This is a genomic window from Leptospira montravelensis (assembly GCF_004770045.1).
Classification (GTDB): Bacteria; Spirochaetota; Leptospiria; order Leptospirales; family Leptospiraceae; genus Leptospira_A; species Leptospira_A montravelensis.
The window spans coordinates 66,138-81,815 of sequence record NZ_RQFO01000011.1 but is presented as its reverse complement, the minus strand read 5'-3'; the positions used below and the strand labels follow the sequence as shown (position 1 = coordinate 81,815).

The following is a 15,678-nucleotide window of genomic DNA, read 5'->3' as shown; positions in this document are numbered from 1 at the left end:
TTGAAAAAGTTATTCATTCTCCTTTTACTTTTATTTCTATTTTTATTTCATCTTAGGTATCTATCCCGAGCCTTCGATTGGGATTCTTGTGTTTACGCTCTTAATATCCAAAAAGATAGGATAGAATCTGCTTTTTTTAATCCACATCATTTAGGATTTGAATCATCGGGACTTCTGTATTGGAAAATGCTTAGATCCATTTATCCAACTACGGATATCATGTTCTTTTTACGATTACGGATTCTTAGTTTTTCCTTATTTTTTCTTGGGCTTTTTATTTGGATTTATTACAAACTGTATAAAGATTTAGTTTTAGGAATCATATTAGCCCTAGTCATTCAAGTAAGCCAAGCTTTTTGGTTCTATAGTTTACACAATGACACACCACTCATTCATTCCTGTTTGATGGCTCTTTTATTTTTATTTACAGTTTACTTTTTAAAATCAGGGCTAAAAGCAAAACATTTAATCATTCTATGGGTGATTCAACTTTTTAGTATTTACTTTCATCAATCGAATGTGATTCATTTTGGAATGGTTCCAATGGCGGTATTTCTTTCACCTAACAGATCATTGGGGAAAAAACTTCGAACCATATTTGTCTATTTAACATGCCTTGGTGTTGCCACCATCCTCTCCTACTTATTTGTTGGATTCATTATCCTAAAACGAGGTCTTGGCCCCCTTGATGAAAAACATTTTTCATTTTGGATGTTCTTATATGCTGCCATCAACCGTTGGGGAACTAGTCTCGGCGAAGAAAAAAACTATGTATTGTATTTCTATCGAGGCATAGGAGATGCGTTTCTAGTATTCCAGAACGTCATTCCAAAATTTCGGGTGAACCTTTTTGACTTCCAAAACCCGAAACACCTACCCTACAATTTAAATCTTTTATTCTGGATTTTTAGTTTATGTTTGGGAATTTTGAATTTCCGTACTATGTGGGCACGTTATAAACAAGAACTATTGGTAATGATGTTTTGGATCCTACCTTCCATTGGATTTTATACATGGTGGGAAGGTTATTTTTTCGAATTTTGGGTTGGCACAACCATTGCACTATGGATCTTAAACTCCTATACTTTAAAATCATTATCGATCCCATTGTTGCCAAAATTTTCTAATGCTATACTCCACACAGTTTATTTGATCTTATTCCTATTTTATTTCAGTACCAATTTTACCTTTTCTACCCTTCCCAGATCCATTGGCCCAAAATTTGGCTACACAGAAGGAATTCAGGGACCTGTTGAAAAATTAGCCGAAGAATCAATTTACCGCTAGGATAAAAAAATGTTATTTAACTCGTTTGAATTTTTAGTCTTTTTCTTTATCACAATCATTGTTGGGAATCTTTTAAAAAATCGTTGGCAAAAACTTTTTTTTCTACTTACCAGTTATTACTTTTACATGGCTTGGCAACCATCGTCTATTTCTTGTACGGCGATGGCTTCCGATGGTTTCAAATTTTTTACAGATAGACTTTTTTGTGATTATAAGATCAATCCCTATGTTTTTATTTTAATTTTCTCAACGATTATTGATTACTTTGCCGCAAGACTGATTGAAAAAAAACAAGATGGGGATAGTGCCAGAGGATGGTTACTTGTATTATCTCTTGTTGTCAACATTGGAACACTTGGATTTTTCAAATATACAGACTTTCTATTAGGAGTCATTAACGACATCCATCTCTTAGGTGACTTCCAATTCGCAAAACAAAACATCATACTTCCTGTAGGAATTTCCTTTTATACATTCCAATCAATGAGTTATACCATCGATGTATACAATCGAAAAATTGAAGCCAGGAAATCCTTTCTTGATTTTGCACTGTATGTTGCTTTTTTCCCGCAATTGGTTGCGGGACCCATCGTACGTGCAGAAACTTTTTTTCGCGACTTAGATTTTCGTCTCGGTGTATATAAAGAGAATATTGATGCTGCCTTCGCATTAATCTTAATCGGATTCACTCGAAAAATCGTCTTCGCAGACAACCTAGCTCGTGTGGTAGACTCAACGTTTTCAAATTACCAAAACTTAAACTCAATCGAAATTTGGACAGGTGCTCTTGCCTTCGGATGGCAAATTTATTTTGACTTTGCAGGTTATACAGACATTGCCATAGGAGTTGCTAGACTCTTTGGATTCCAATTCAATCCAAACTTCAACTTCCCTATGTCCTGCAGAAATATCGCAGACCACTGGTCCCGGTGGCATATTTCTTTTTCCACATGGATTAGAGATTACATCTACATTCCGTTAGGTGGTTCAAGAGTGAGTGTTATCATGTACATTCGAAACATTATGATCACCTGGTTATTTGCTGGGTTATGGCATGGTGCAGCCTATCATTATGTAGGATGGGGAATCTGGCAAGGAACCATGTTACTTTCTCACAAATTCTATAGTGATACAACACTTGCAAAGTTTCTGAACGGGAAAGGTGGTCGAGTTTATGATTTATTTGCGCGAGTTTTTACCATGTTCTGTTTGGCATTTGGTTTTATCATGTTCCGAGCGGAAACAATGGAAAAAGCTATTCCTATGATGAAAGCTCTGCTTTTCTTAAATGATTCCGTAGCTCCAATAGCCAGGTGGAATAATTATAGATTTGGAATTTTGCTATTGATTTGTTTTACGGCGAGTTATGTTTTTTCGAAAAGACAAATTCCTACGCTTCTGACTGGAAATTGGCTAAAATACACAACCTTTGTTATTGTTAACGTATTGTTATTATTACTTTTTGGAGTAACTGAAAGTCAGAACTTTCTCTACTTTCAATTTTAATTATGAGCTTACATAAAGAAACCATCTCATTTCTGACTGATAAAAAATTAGTCACTGCAATCATCTTTTTACTAACAATGGAATGTTTACTACAATTTGGTTTGTACAAACCTTATTTAAAGAAAAATTCCTATGCATCTAATATCAATCGAGTTACTGAACATGTAGTTTCCAAACGAGATGTTTTGGATCCAGATATTTTGATAGTGGGAACATCGGTTGCCTTCGAAGGAATTAGCATACGCATGTTAAACGAAGAACTAATAAAATCAGGCTGGAAAACTCAGTCGATTGCAGTTCGAGGTTCAGAACTTGTAGTGCAACATCGGATTTTAGAAGAGTACTTAGACAAATTCCCTAACGTAAAAATCATACTCCATGTGATGGAACCGGGCATGCCCTGGGTCGATAGAAAGTATATAGTGGATCCGACACTTGCGATGTTATCGGAACTTGGAAACTTCAAGGCCATTCCCACTGTCCTTGACTTCGAATACAATCTAGAATTTTCGAACTATCTTTATCTGATTTTTAAATCTGTTGCTTATCGCAAAGATTTGTCTGATTTGGTGATTAACTTTAATGAAAGATTTAAAGCAATTGCAAGAAAAAACAAAAACCCAAATTTGAATCCTTGGGATTATGAAAACGATCATCCAGAGTCCATTGACGAATACCACTTAACAAGTGTAGAAGATTGTCTCAATCGATTGGCCTTACACCAGCCTTTAGAAATTCCCAAAGCATCCAATCCTGACCATAGGAGAATGTTGTTTGAAACTTGTGGAATTGCAAGTGTAGTTCCTCAAGATTCTAATGCCACAGAAGATACCGAAAGATACTTTAGAAGATTAAAAAAAATGTATCAATTCATAGGAGAACGCAAAATACACATTATCAATGTCTTTGCTCCTTATTCTGATGTAATTCGAAAAGTCAATAACGAAGGAAGAATGAAGGTTTGGCATGATGGATTATCAAATGCATTAACTCCATACCAACCACTTGATGAAATGGACCTTCAAGATTCCCTTGGAGATTCCAACGGAAAATACTGTTTTGATTTAATTCATTTAAATGAAGCAGGAATGTATGAATTCACAAAAATCCTCGCGAAAGATTTGGAGAAAAAACTTGGGAAACGATGATATCACTCTAAACCAAATGCAATCGGAAGTAAACGATTGGATTCAGAATATAGGAGTCAGATATTTTTCAGAGCTTACAAACCTAGCCATTCTCATGGAAGAAGTCGGCGAACTGTCGAGACTAATGGCAAGAAAGTATGGAGACCAATCTTTCAAATCAGGAGAAGCAGAAAACAACATACCAAACGAAATTGGTGATATTTTATTTGTACTTACTTGTTTAGCAAACCAAATGGGGATCTCTCTTCAAGATGCCATTAGAACGACGATTAAAAAAAATACAAAACGAGATATAGACCGACACAAAAACAATCCCAAACTTTAATATCTATACTTTATCATTGAACAAAAATTCCTGCTTCTCGCCGAATAGCGTTCCAATAGGCAGATAGGTGCGCAGGATGAGAATTCATATCAGATATACAATAATCAAACTTAGTACGAAAAATAGGATTGGTCTCTAATATATTCTCATACTTAGAATAATCTAAATACATTCCTTGAAAAAAACGTTTTTGTCCTTCAAAATCATAATCTTCTCGGAAAAACATATAGGCATGAGCCAAGTCGTGAAGCAAATGTTCAAACGCATCACGTTTTCCTTCAACTAAATTCCCTTCGAACGCATGAATCCAACTGATGGTTGAATATCGATAACCATTACTTTGTGATTCCAACATTTCTAAAGAACTAGGATTATAATCGATTAATCGAATATCCCATTCACCTATATTCCATTTCCAAAGTGCAAAACGTACAGTATCAGGCATCCCATAAAATCTAACTACTTCTAAAAATTCCTGAGACTGATTACGATTGGGAAGTGGTTTCCCCATTCTTAGGAAGGGATGTTTTTTTACACGTCTCTCTAAATACAATAAAACGATTTGGAAAGCCAACTGGCTGTCGGATATTTGACCTGTCTCCCAATCAATTTTCAGGGAAGTTAAAAAAGGCCGAAGAATCTCTGCTTCTGCCTTTAATTCTGATTCAGGGATACAAATTTTTTTAAATGAACCATAAATAAGGCCGTTATCGTGAGGCATAAAAAACTAGTTAGATAAACCGTAATACTCTGTTTCCAAATTGAATGCTCCTCCAATTTCTCCACCAAGAAAAAACAAAGTTCCATCAGAAAATTTCACACCACTATGTTTTGTAACACTGTACTTAGCCATTCCCATATCGAAAAAATTATTACTTTTCCCGTAATCTAGTTTTTCCATTACTCGGCTCGGTTCACTTGTATTGTATCTATACCCACCACCATAAAAAAGAATTCCACCATCTGGCAACTCTTGAGCAAAACTCCATTCTCTTCTAAACTTTGAATTAGCAACTGTTAGAATCTGATTTCGAGTAAGATCATATAACATGGTAGAATTGTTTAAGTTTGACAATTGTGCTCCGTAAATGAGCACATTCCCATCGGTTAGTTTCGTACATTTTAATGCACCTACTGGTACAGGCAATGTTGGTCCCCAAGAAAATGTCTGTGTATTAGGATCAAAAAATTCTGTAGTGTCTTTAGGTGCAAAAATTCCATCCGTTCCACCAATGATAAATACACGGCCATCATCAAGCAACACGGAACATGAAAATGATCTGGGAGTCATCATTCGATTCGATATTTCAGTAAATAGACCTGTCGTTGGATTATATATCTCTGCAGTGTTTAAAGTAATAAAACTATAAGGTGTCATAGGGTCAAAATCATATTCGCTAATTCCACCTAATACCATTACGCGTCCATCTTGAAGTTTTACTATATTGTGTAAATGCCTACGTCCATTCATATTCCCAGTTGGAGCGAAGGTTGTTGTTTCCGTATCAAAAATATAACTCGAAGTGACCGCATAAGGACTGGGGGCTTGAATTCCACCCGTAATCAAAAGATTCTTTCCATCTAACATCACTCCTCGTTCACCACGAGAAATGACTGGCAAACTTGGATTCGTAAGAACAAAACTGGACGAACCTTTTCTTAGTATTTCTGCGCTCGAAGCAAAACCATAAATGGCAATCACATCACCATTGGCATTTTGAAATGCTTCAAATTCGGACCGACCATGATTTAAATTAGGACCTTGCACTAAACCAATGAATTGTATCGTTAGTGAATTTGACACTTCATTACCAGCATTATCTTTTGAATTGTAAAAATGCATAGTAAGCGAACCAGGACTATTCGAAGAAAAATTATCTTCGAAGTAAACACGGTACGTAGTTTCATTCACTTTTTGAACTGATCGCAGAATTACTTTTGAAGCTAACGATCCACTTAAAATAGGAGGGCCAAAATTTGCAAGTGGCTCAGATGTCGTAAAATCCCAATAATGTGGTGAAAAAAAAGTATAATCAGTAATGGGAATGTAACCAACTAAAGATATGGTTGGAATTTGTGTATCAACAATAATCGGAAGTTTATCTTCAACAAGTGTCTCACCGGAATTAGAAACCACACCCAATAAATTCAGTTCATACTTCCCATCTGCGGTTAAAGGATCAAATTTTACAAGTAGACGATCTTTATCAATTTTTGCAAAACTTACATTTGAAAAAACAACATGGTTCGACTCTGCAAGATAGTTAGAATCAATATTGGCAAGATCGCGGTTACACTGTAGCAAAACCTGATCCACTGTTCCAAGTGATTTTTGATTTGATTGATTCACGCAATGGAAAGGCGCTGAATCAAAAAAAGCACTGAGGAATAAAACGCCACTTGCTTTTTGATCAAAAGGGTTCCCGTATTTCTCGGGGATCATACATCCAATGGTAAATAACAAGAAAGGAAAAACAAATTTATTCAAAACTGTATTCCTCTGTATTCCCAAGGATATCTCCAATTCTACCGCCAAGAATCATTCCACCACCAACAGAATTGTAACGAATGTCGCAACCATCCCAACGAGCATTTAGAGAACGACTCGTCATATAAAATCGGTTGTTTGATTCCGACCATGACTCGGTATCATGTATCGAATCAAATGTAGAGCCATTGACTGTTCGATATTCTAAACCACCGGCAACAATCAATTGATCCTTACCATAAGGAAAAATAAATGAAGAACCCCACTCTCTTCCAAAAAGTAAATTTTTATGATCACGAATGGTATCGGTTATCGGGTTATAAATTTGAGCCCGTAATACTGGTTGGGCATTATCAAACCGAGAATTCACTCCACCAAAAATGAGTATCTCTCCATTTTTCAACCTGTGGACAAAATGATTAAATCTTTTGTATAATTTGGCTGTAGACTTGGATAGAGTTTTTGTATTGATATCATATATTTCAATTGTTTCTAACGCATTCGGTGTGAAGTCATTTGTCAATGGTCCAAACACATCGGAACGTTCTCCCCCGAAGATAATGACTTTCCCAGCCTCATGGGATAGAATTTGAGTATGTTTACCTCGAGAATCACTAAGATTACCAATAGGTTCTACAGTCATTGTAGCTGGATTATTTGTGATATGAACTAGTTCCACTGATCCAACAGATTGAATTGGTTTATATGGACTCAATCCTCCAACAACGAGAACATCGCCATTGGGGAGCACTGTCATCTTATGAAACAATCGCGGATCGGCTAGTTGCGGTCCCTCAGTCCAAGTATTGGAGATAGGATCAAAAACTTCCGTGGAAGTTAAAGCATCATTGGAAGGACCAATTTTACCACCTAACCCTGCGGAAACAAAAATTCTTCCATCAAGGAGTTTAACTGCATCAAATTCTTGGCGTCGATACACCATATCCGGCCCTTGTACGAACTTTTTGGAAACGGAATCGTAGAATTCTGCATGACTTAATGTTCCATTCCCATTGATCATAACATCTTTTTTTGCCCTTCCCCCAAGAACTAAACGCCTACCATCGTCTAACTCAACACCAACGCAAGACCTTCTTGCCACATTTAAGTTTGGCCCACTTTTAAAAGCATAAACATTAATTGGCAACATCAATGTTCCCTGAGAATTGGATGCTTTGTCTTTAATGTCTGCGAAAGAAATAGTTAATATCCCACCATTTGAATTCGGATTTCCAGCAAATAACAAACGTATGTTGCGTTCCGAAGTAATGACGTCCGACACAACTAAAGTATTTTTCGCAGTACCTGAGAGGCCAACTTGAGACAGATTACCATCCCAGACAATATCTTCGTTTGCTACAATATCCAAAAATCCAGATTCCAATTCCGAAATATCGATTCCGTTTCCAGTACGGAGTTCCAGGATAGGAGGTTCTGAATCAATTTCGAATTCAAAACTCTCAGGATTCACTTGAAGAGATTCGTTTAGATAATAATCCTTTAAGTTAATACGAAATCTACCTGTAGTAACAGATGGTTTCATCCGGATCTCATACAAATATTTACTACGTGGAATTATTTTTGAAATTGGGCTGTCACTAATCCCAGATATTGGCAATTTTAATCCTTCTGTTTTTGTCGTAAAATCATGGTTAGTGGATACATACATGACTCCACCAGGTTGCACCCGATTGGTTGAAAATTCCATTGTAACCACTGGTTCCGAACCTAAAAGCAGAAGGCCTAAACTGGCAGGAGAATTTGGATCAAATAAATTTTTCCCTGTCCCTATTTTACAAGATACGAATAAAGCAATTAGGAAAAGAATCTTAGTCTTTGCCATACAACTCCACCCTTGTATCATCCAATGCAGAATCGCCGAATATTACAATCCCCTTTGTAGTTTGGATCGCTGAATGTTCCGAACGTGCATTCATCATTGTATCAACAATAAAGTTTTTTTTCTCTATATGGTCGTAAAGTTCTAAAATTCCTGATTTATAATAAGTATCTACACCACCAGTGTAAAGAACTTGCGAATTTGAAAACGGAGCAATTGAGCTACCATTTTTGATTCTACTTGTAAAACCATGAGTTTTTGTGATAGATCCTTCTTCGGTCCAGGATTCAATACTTCGAGAACCCACTCCACTTCCCGTAACACCTCCCAAAATCAATCGATCTCCACCAGATACAGATATACTTGTTACATTTGATCTGGAAGTAGGAAGTACGGCTGGTAAGGTGTTAAAACTTTTAGAATTAAGATCTAAACTATATATAAATTTTGAATAAAGTGCATATACCGCGAGCCGGTCCTTACCTCCAAAAAACAATACACGTTGTTTATTTTCATCATACGCTGCAAAATGAAACACTGTATTTACTGGGAAGTTTGCTGATGAATCTAATAAAGTGGAAGTTCCGTTTTGGATAGAAATATATTCATGATCGTTGGAGATTGCATTTTCATCACTCCCAACTCGAAATTGCCCACCAGAAATAAGTAAATCACCATTAGACAAACAAAGCATTGTATGACCAACTCTTCTCCTTTGCATTGGTATCGGAAGTTCGACCACAGTTTGATTGTTTCCATTAATTCTATATATTCGATCGTTGATCTGAGAATCTGCGGAAGGATCTACCCTTGTAGTTTTCCCGCCAGAAACATAAACATTCCCTTTTGGATCAGAACAAATTGCCATTCCCGTCAAACTTTTGCTTAACGAAGGAAGAACTGTTGAAGTCCCTAATTCAGGATTAAATATCTCTACTGTGGGGAGCGTGTTTCCAAAGATAGAAACACCTCCTACTAAGAGGATTCTGCCATCTAACAATGGAATTGTTGTTATTTGACCTTTTGCTTCGGATATGTTACCGATATAACGCGGATAAGGAAATTTGAATTCCAATACTTTCCCAGAAAAAGAGAAATTATCCATTGAGTCTGGTTTCTGAATGAATATTGAAATTGGGTCTCTCCATTCCGACCGAGAGGAAACTGAAAATAATACGCGAATTTTATTTTCAGATAATGGGAAAACATCCCGCAAAACCAAGTCATCCTTATAATTCTCGGAAATGCGGAAATGGTTCTTTGCAAAGTGAATTGCTACTGGACGGTTTAAATCCAAATCCAAAATTTCAGTTTTTACAAAAGAAGGATAATCAGTGGGATTGTATCGGGAATTAATCTCTACTTGGTCTTGTGAAACTAACGTAGACAAGACGGCAGCGGTACCTCCTGCAAAAGTAGTGGGATCAAATATATTTTGCGAAGTATTTTTTATATTACAGTGAACTAATAGTAATGCTAATAGTAAATTAAAACCGCATCGCATATCCTAACTTCCCAACCCTGTCGATTCCCATAACACCTTGGTTTTCCCAATCAAACTCGAGTAAAACTCCTGACTTTTCCTTAGGATTGGGTCCCAACAGATAAAAATCAAACACATTTGCCGACCACAAAACAAGAAGTACGGTGAGGGCTTGTGACAAGTGAGCTCGGGAAGACTCCATCTTCTGTCGATATGGTTCAATTAAGTAGTAATTTAATGTGACAGTTTCCGTTACTCGAGGGTTGGGAGGAATACCTAGGGCTGACTCGTAATTAGATTTATCTTGCATGTAAGTTTTATATTGAAGTCCTGCATAAAGAACTCCCAAGGTAAAGATAGACATATATACTTTACCTTTATCCTCTTGTCCGCGAGCATACTGTCCCCAACCAGGAAACAAAAACGATCGGAAGGCATAAGTAGGATTGTATGGATTAAACAGCGGGGCGTCCGTCAAAGAAGTCTCAGGATTGACCGCATAAGTTAAAACAGTATCCTCGGATTTCTCCGCATATTCTTTTGTGTATGGTTTTTGTAATTTTTGGTTGGTTTTACTCCATTCCTTCAATGAAGTAATGACATAATTTGATAATTCCGAATACGAAACTTCTCCGTTAAAGTTTGAATCCGCTCTACCTTCCAATCCATAAATAAGAAACTTGGTAAAGATTCCATAACCCGACTTTGGATCTTCAAAACTAGAGTATCCAACTTTTGTGGAATAAAAAACTGATACGATTTCCGAATCACGAAAGGCAGTTTCCACTAAAAATTTCCTGCCTTCTTCACCTTTCCCATCATCTGGATTACGACATGCATCAATAAAAAAGATAACTCGTTTTATCTTAAACTTCCTTGTCATTTCAAGAAGTTGTTCTACTGCAATTCCTGATTCGAATGGAGCTGATGGATTAGCGTCTTCTGGAAGTAAATAGACCCGGTCATTGTAATCAACAACCCCATGCCCTGAAAAATAAAACACCAATAAATCATCGGGGTTTGTTTCCTCTAACATGGCTTCAAAATTAGACAAAATATTATATTTTGTAGGAGTTGAATTTGCCGAACCTTCCTGAACCAACGTCTGGATACGATTATAAGAACCGTAACTGAACAAAATTTTAGTCATGCCTAAAGCATCGTTTTTAGCCGTTTTCAAATCGCCGAGTGTCAAATTTTTATATTCACTCACACCAACAATAAATCCGAATCGTTTGGGCCCAGGATCTGCCGCAATCATTGTTGGTGCAGTAATAAATAAGAATATTAGAATCTTTGACTTCATCAATATTAGCGGTGAACTGCCAAATCTTCGGCTTGTTTTTCCAAACTTAGAGTATTCTCACCTACTTTTCTAGCATTAATCACAACTTCTCTGTTGATTTCTTCCATTTTTTGCACAACTGTAATCATCTGATCTTTATCTCGATTTAAAACTTTTGATTCCATATCTAGTTGTTTTGAAATCGATTCAATTAAATCCAATGATTCAAGTACTTCATTATTTATGTTTTTTTGGGAACTGATTTTATTCGTTGCTGTTCGTATCACCCCACTCAACAGTTCATACTTAGATTGAAGTGTTTCTGTTTGTTTTAGAGAAACAGAAGCAAGTTCAGTCCCTTCCTGAATAAACCTATTTGAATTTGTAATGATTTTTTTAATTTTAGTAGCATTTTCATTCGAATTTTCTGCTAATTTTGCTACTTCTTGTGCGACTACTGCAAATCCTCGACCATGTTCTCCCGCTCTTGCGGCTTCAATAGAGGCATTGAGCGCCAGTAAGTTGGTTCTATCTGCAATTTCTGCCATGATATCATTTACTTCGCTCACTTCTTTTTGAGATTCATTGACAGATCTAAGCCTTTCCTCTAAATTTTTGACGGTTCCTGAAAGGACATTACTTCTTTCTTGGAAGTCACTCATATTCGAATTCAACTCTTCCACCACGACCCCAATTTCCGAAATACTTTGTTTGAGAGTATCCGACTTGTGATTTAACAATGTAATTTGGTTGTGTTGTTTTCCAATATTGTCCACCGAGGATTGAATACTCTCGGAAAAGGAAGAAACGAAATCTGTCAACTCATGAATGGACTTATCTTGAGATTCTATTTGAAAATTAAAATCTGTAGCTATTTCACGAATTGATTTTAAAGTTTTAAATAATTCAGAACCAATTTTTACCAAATCACGGTTTAAGTTGTCTGCTGTCGTTCTTTCCGTTTCTGCTATTTTTTGTCTTTCTTCTGATTCGTTTTTAATTTCGTTTAATAAATTGAGAACGGCAGAGGTTAAATATCCAAAACAAATCAAAAAGAGGATTTTAAAAACTTCATTCGAGATAGCAACGGTTCCTTTTTGACTTTGAAGATCTTCTGCTTCTTTAAATTCAACCCCTTGCCCAAAACCAATCACAAGAATAAGAATCAAACAAAATGCAGAATAATATGTACTCATCAGAAGTGTTCGTTTAGAAAATAAAAATGCAGAATATACTACATAAAAGTAGTATAACGCATATAAGGTTGGTGACTTAATTAAATCCGCAGCAACCGTACTTCCTCCCATAAGCCCAGAGGCAGTGACTGCAAATAAAACAGAGATGTCCAAAATTATGAGTAACTTAGGGAAAAAAGCATTTAACCTTTCCTTTTTAAAAAGATAAGCCTGCAGCCCTCCATATAAAAACATACAAGTAATTCCGACCAAATAACTCATGGTTTGCAATGTAGTAGATGTTTTAAATGATCCAAGAGTAGCGATGATATAGAATCCAGCCAAAAGAAACCTGACTCGATTCACATACACAGGTCCTAATTCTACCCAGGTCTTTTTTGTTTTTATAGATTCTAAACTAGTTCTCGACATAGGATGATGATTGGGAAGGGAAAGTGAAAGGGAAGTGATTTTCTTTTTTTGCTTTCTGAAAACAAAACTCTGTTGACTAAATATAGTTTAATATTAAACTATTCAATATGGAAGCATTAAATACCGATCACAATTCCGTACATAAAAAACTCCATCCTGCATCGGAGCGTGGACACGTTAATTTCGGATGGTTGGATAGCCATCACTCCTTTAGCTTTGGCCATTGGTACCATCCTGAAAAAACAAACTTTGGCGCACTTCGCGTACTGAACGATGACATAGTCGAACCAAGTATGGGTTTTGGTACTCACCCACACCAAAATATGGAAATCGTTTCTATTCCCTTATTTGGTGAGCTTGCTCACAAAGATAGTACAGGTACGAATGGTATCATTCGCACTGGGGACGTACAAATTATGTCTGCGGGTTCCGGCATCCTTCACTCGGAGTTCAACCATAGTAACGAGAAAAAAGTCAATTTTTTGCAAATATGGATTCTTCCCAAAGTAGCTGGAATCGAACCACGTTATGCCCAAAAAACCTTCTCGGAAGCGGGTCGAATCAACAAATTCCAAACCGTTGTTTCCCCCGTTGATGAGGATGCCGTTTGGATCAACCAAGACGCATATTTTTCTTTGGCTACTTTAGATCCCGGGAAGGAACTTTCTTATGCCGTCCATTCTCCTGGCCAAGGTATCTTTGCGTTTGTGATTAGTGGTAAACTAAAAGTCGAAGATACACTCTTGGAACGTAGAGATGCAGTTGGATACTGGGGAAACGATACATACAAATTCCAAGCTGAAGTAAAATCGGAACTTCTCGTCATTGAAGTTCCGATGAAGTAAGAAACACTCGGATCAAAGGAACCTGCGAAAGTGGGTTCCTTTTTCTTAGGGATTTACCGATTCATTTTAACAATCCACACTATTTTTTGTATCTCTCGATTTTATACGAATTTTTTTTCGTGAATATTTTTTCCTATTAGTCTAATTTGGCAAAAGTAGGACTTTTTCAAAAAAGGAAAAATCGAAGGAGAATCAAAATGAAAAGTTACCAGTGGATTTTGTGTTTTGTTTTTTGGACACTTTCTTCCAATCTCTTTGCAGAAAGTGCAACCGGTGTTCCGGCAGATGTTGCCTTACAAAGGTTAATCGATGGGAACAACCGATTCACCGAAGGAAAAGCAAAACGCCCCAACCAGTCCCCAGAAAGAATTCGAGAAGTTTCTAAAAAACAATTTCCGTTTGCGACCATCATTGGATGTTCCGATTCCAGAGTGCCAAACGAAATTGTATTCGATCAAGGACTCGGTGATTTATTCATCATAAGAACAGCAGGCCAAGTCTCCACTTATGCATCTTGGGGATCTATCGAATTTTCTGTGGCTGTCCTCGGTGTGAACTTAGTGGTAGTTTTAGGTCATTCCAAGTGTGGTGCTGTAGACGCGGCTTGCAAATCAAATGAAGTACCAGGCCATATCATCACTCTGACAAATGCAATCAAACCTGCTGCAGAAAAAACAAAACACTTAGAAGGTGATTGGTTACAAAATGCAGTAAAAGCAAACGTTGCCTTACAAGTTACCTCTCTTAGAAAACTTGATCCGATTCTTTCCAAACAATACAACAGTGGAAAACTCTTAATTGTTGGAGCTGTTTATGATTTGGAAACAGGAAAAGTAAGTTTTTTAGATGAAGATTATATTCTTTCTATCACAAAATAGGTACTCCAATGGAAATACTCAATTCTCTAATTGCCAATCTCCAAACACCGATGTTCCTCGCCTTTTTATTAGGAATCTTCGCCACACTTGTGAAAAGCGATCTAAAATTTCCCGATGGGATGTATACGGGAATCACAATTTACTTACTCTTTGCCATTGGACTAAAAGGAGGGGTCAAACTAAACAGCACAACTATTGAGGAATTTTTCAAACCTGCCATAGCTGCTTTAACTCTTTGTATATCAATTCCAATCATAGCATATTACATACTCACCAAATTGGGTGGGTATGATAAAGAAAATGCAGCTGCGTTATCAGCACATTATGGCTCGGTGTCAGCAGTAACTTTTAGTGAAGCACTTGCATTTTTGGAATCGTTACATATTCCTTATGAAGGTTATATGCCAAGTATGTTAGCCATTATGGAAATACCGGCAATTATAGTGGCACTCTTTATACTCAAAATCAATTCCTCAAAAGAAAAAGAAAGTATGTCCTGGAAAAAAGTGGCACACGAACTATTTACAGGGAAAGGCACCTTACTTTTGATTGGTGGCCTAATCATCGGTATGATTTCAGGTAAAAAAGGGCACGAACAATTTGCCCCTTTATTTGAAGTTCCTTTCAGAGGGATGTTGATTCTATTCTTACTGGAAGTTGGTATTGTCACAGGTCGTAGAATTACTGACTTAAAAAAAGCCGGAGTATTCCTAATTGCCTTTGGGATTCTTTTCCCCATTTGTAACGGGATGGTCGGTTTAATTTTAGGTAAAACGGTAGGCCTTTCGATGGGTGGAGCCACCATCCTGGCAACGCTTAGCGCTAGTGCCTCATACATTGCCGCACCTGCCGCCATTCGGATCGCTATTCCTGAAGCAAGTCCTGCCGTATACCTAACGTCTTCTCTTGCGATCACCTTCCCTTTCAATTTATCAATTGGATTACCACTCTATCTTGCGGTCTCCAAGTATCTTTACGGAGTTTAA

The 15,678-nt window shown here is 36.9% G+C and carries 13 protein-coding genes; 7 read left to right on the top strand and 6 right to left on the bottom strand.

The features are described from left to right. Genes EHQ31_RS08345 through EHQ31_RS08330 form a run of 4 tightly spaced genes read left to right on the top strand, consistent with a single transcriptional unit; the run spans window position 1 to window position 4,266 of the window. On the top strand, window positions 1-1,287 hold the full coding sequence (locus tag EHQ31_RS08345) for a hypothetical protein (RefSeq protein ID WP_135568393.1): 1,287 nt from the start codon (window positions 1-3) through the stop codon (window positions 1,285-1,287). A 9-nt stretch (window positions 1,288-1,296) separates the two neighbouring features. Further along, a complete protein-coding gene (locus EHQ31_RS08340) occupies window positions 1,297-2,793 on the top strand; it encodes an MBOAT family O-acyltransferase (RefSeq protein ID WP_135568392.1) in 1,497 nt (498 codons plus the stop codon). Between the two features lie 2 nt (window positions 2,794-2,795). Beyond that, window positions 2,796-3,941, top strand: coding sequence for a hypothetical protein (locus tag EHQ31_RS08335; protein ID WP_135568391.1), 1,146 nt, complete (start codon window positions 2,796-2,798; stop codon window positions 3,939-3,941). After that, complete coding sequence (locus EHQ31_RS08330) at window positions 3,928-4,266, top strand: nucleotide pyrophosphohydrolase (protein WP_135568545.1); 339 nt, start codon at window positions 3,928-3,930, stop codon at window positions 4,264-4,266. The genes EHQ31_RS08335 and EHQ31_RS08330 overlap by 14 nt, the downstream gene beginning before the upstream one ends. 13 nt (window positions 4,267-4,279) lie before the next feature. Here the strand turns inward: EHQ31_RS08330 and EHQ31_RS08325 are convergent, their stop codons facing one another. The 6 genes from EHQ31_RS08325 to EHQ31_RS08300 are packed head-to-tail and all read right to left on the bottom strand — an operon-like array spanning window position 4,280 to window position 12,969. Then, a complete protein-coding gene (locus tag EHQ31_RS08325) occupies window positions 4,280-4,987 on the bottom strand; it encodes a hypothetical protein (protein WP_135568390.1) in 708 nt (235 codons plus the stop codon). A 6-nt stretch (window positions 4,988-4,993) separates the two neighbouring features. After that, window positions 4,994-6,754 carry a Kelch repeat-containing protein gene (locus EHQ31_RS08320; protein ID WP_135568389.1) on the bottom strand — a complete coding sequence of 587 codons (1,761 nt, stop codon included), beginning with the start codon at window positions 6,752-6,754 and terminating at the stop codon, window positions 4,994-4,996. After that, window positions 6,747-8,597: a Kelch repeat-containing protein gene (locus tag EHQ31_RS08315; RefSeq protein ID WP_135568388.1), complete on the bottom strand. Its 1,851-nt coding sequence runs from the start codon at window positions 8,595-8,597 to the stop codon at window positions 6,747-6,749. The genes EHQ31_RS08320 and EHQ31_RS08315 overlap by 8 nt, the downstream gene beginning before the upstream one ends. Next, a complete protein-coding gene (locus EHQ31_RS08310) occupies window positions 8,584-10,098 on the bottom strand; it encodes a Kelch repeat-containing protein (protein WP_135568387.1) in 1,515 nt (504 codons plus the stop codon). The genes EHQ31_RS08315 and EHQ31_RS08310 overlap by 14 nt, the downstream gene beginning before the upstream one ends. Next, a complete protein-coding gene (locus EHQ31_RS08305) occupies window positions 10,082-11,383 on the bottom strand; it encodes a caspase family protein (protein WP_135568386.1) in 1,302 nt (433 codons plus the stop codon). The genes EHQ31_RS08310 and EHQ31_RS08305 overlap by 17 nt, the downstream gene beginning before the upstream one ends. Before the next feature lie 5 nt (window positions 11,384-11,388). Next, window positions 11,389-12,969: a methyl-accepting chemotaxis protein gene (locus tag EHQ31_RS08300; protein WP_135568385.1), complete on the bottom strand. Its 1,581-nt coding sequence runs from the start codon at window positions 12,967-12,969 to the stop codon at window positions 11,389-11,391. A 107-nt stretch (window positions 12,970-13,076) separates the two neighbouring features. Here EHQ31_RS08300 and EHQ31_RS08295 point away from each other — a divergent pair, with 107 nt between their 5' ends. The 3 genes from EHQ31_RS08295 (at window position 13,077) to EHQ31_RS08285 (ending at window position 15,678) form a co-directional block, all read left to right on the top strand. Beyond that, window positions 13,077-13,814, top strand: a complete 738-nt coding sequence (locus tag EHQ31_RS08295) for a pirin family protein (RefSeq protein ID WP_135568384.1) — start codon at window positions 13,077-13,079, stop codon at window positions 13,812-13,814. A 197-nt stretch (window positions 13,815-14,011) separates the two neighbouring features. Beyond that, window positions 14,012-14,692, top strand: coding sequence for a carbonic anhydrase (locus tag EHQ31_RS08290; protein WP_135568383.1), 681 nt, complete (start codon window positions 14,012-14,014; stop codon window positions 14,690-14,692). An 8-nt stretch (window positions 14,693-14,700) separates the two neighbouring features. After that, a complete protein-coding gene (locus EHQ31_RS08285) occupies window positions 14,701-15,678 on the top strand; it encodes a sodium-dependent bicarbonate transport family permease (RefSeq protein ID WP_135568382.1) in 978 nt (325 codons plus the stop codon).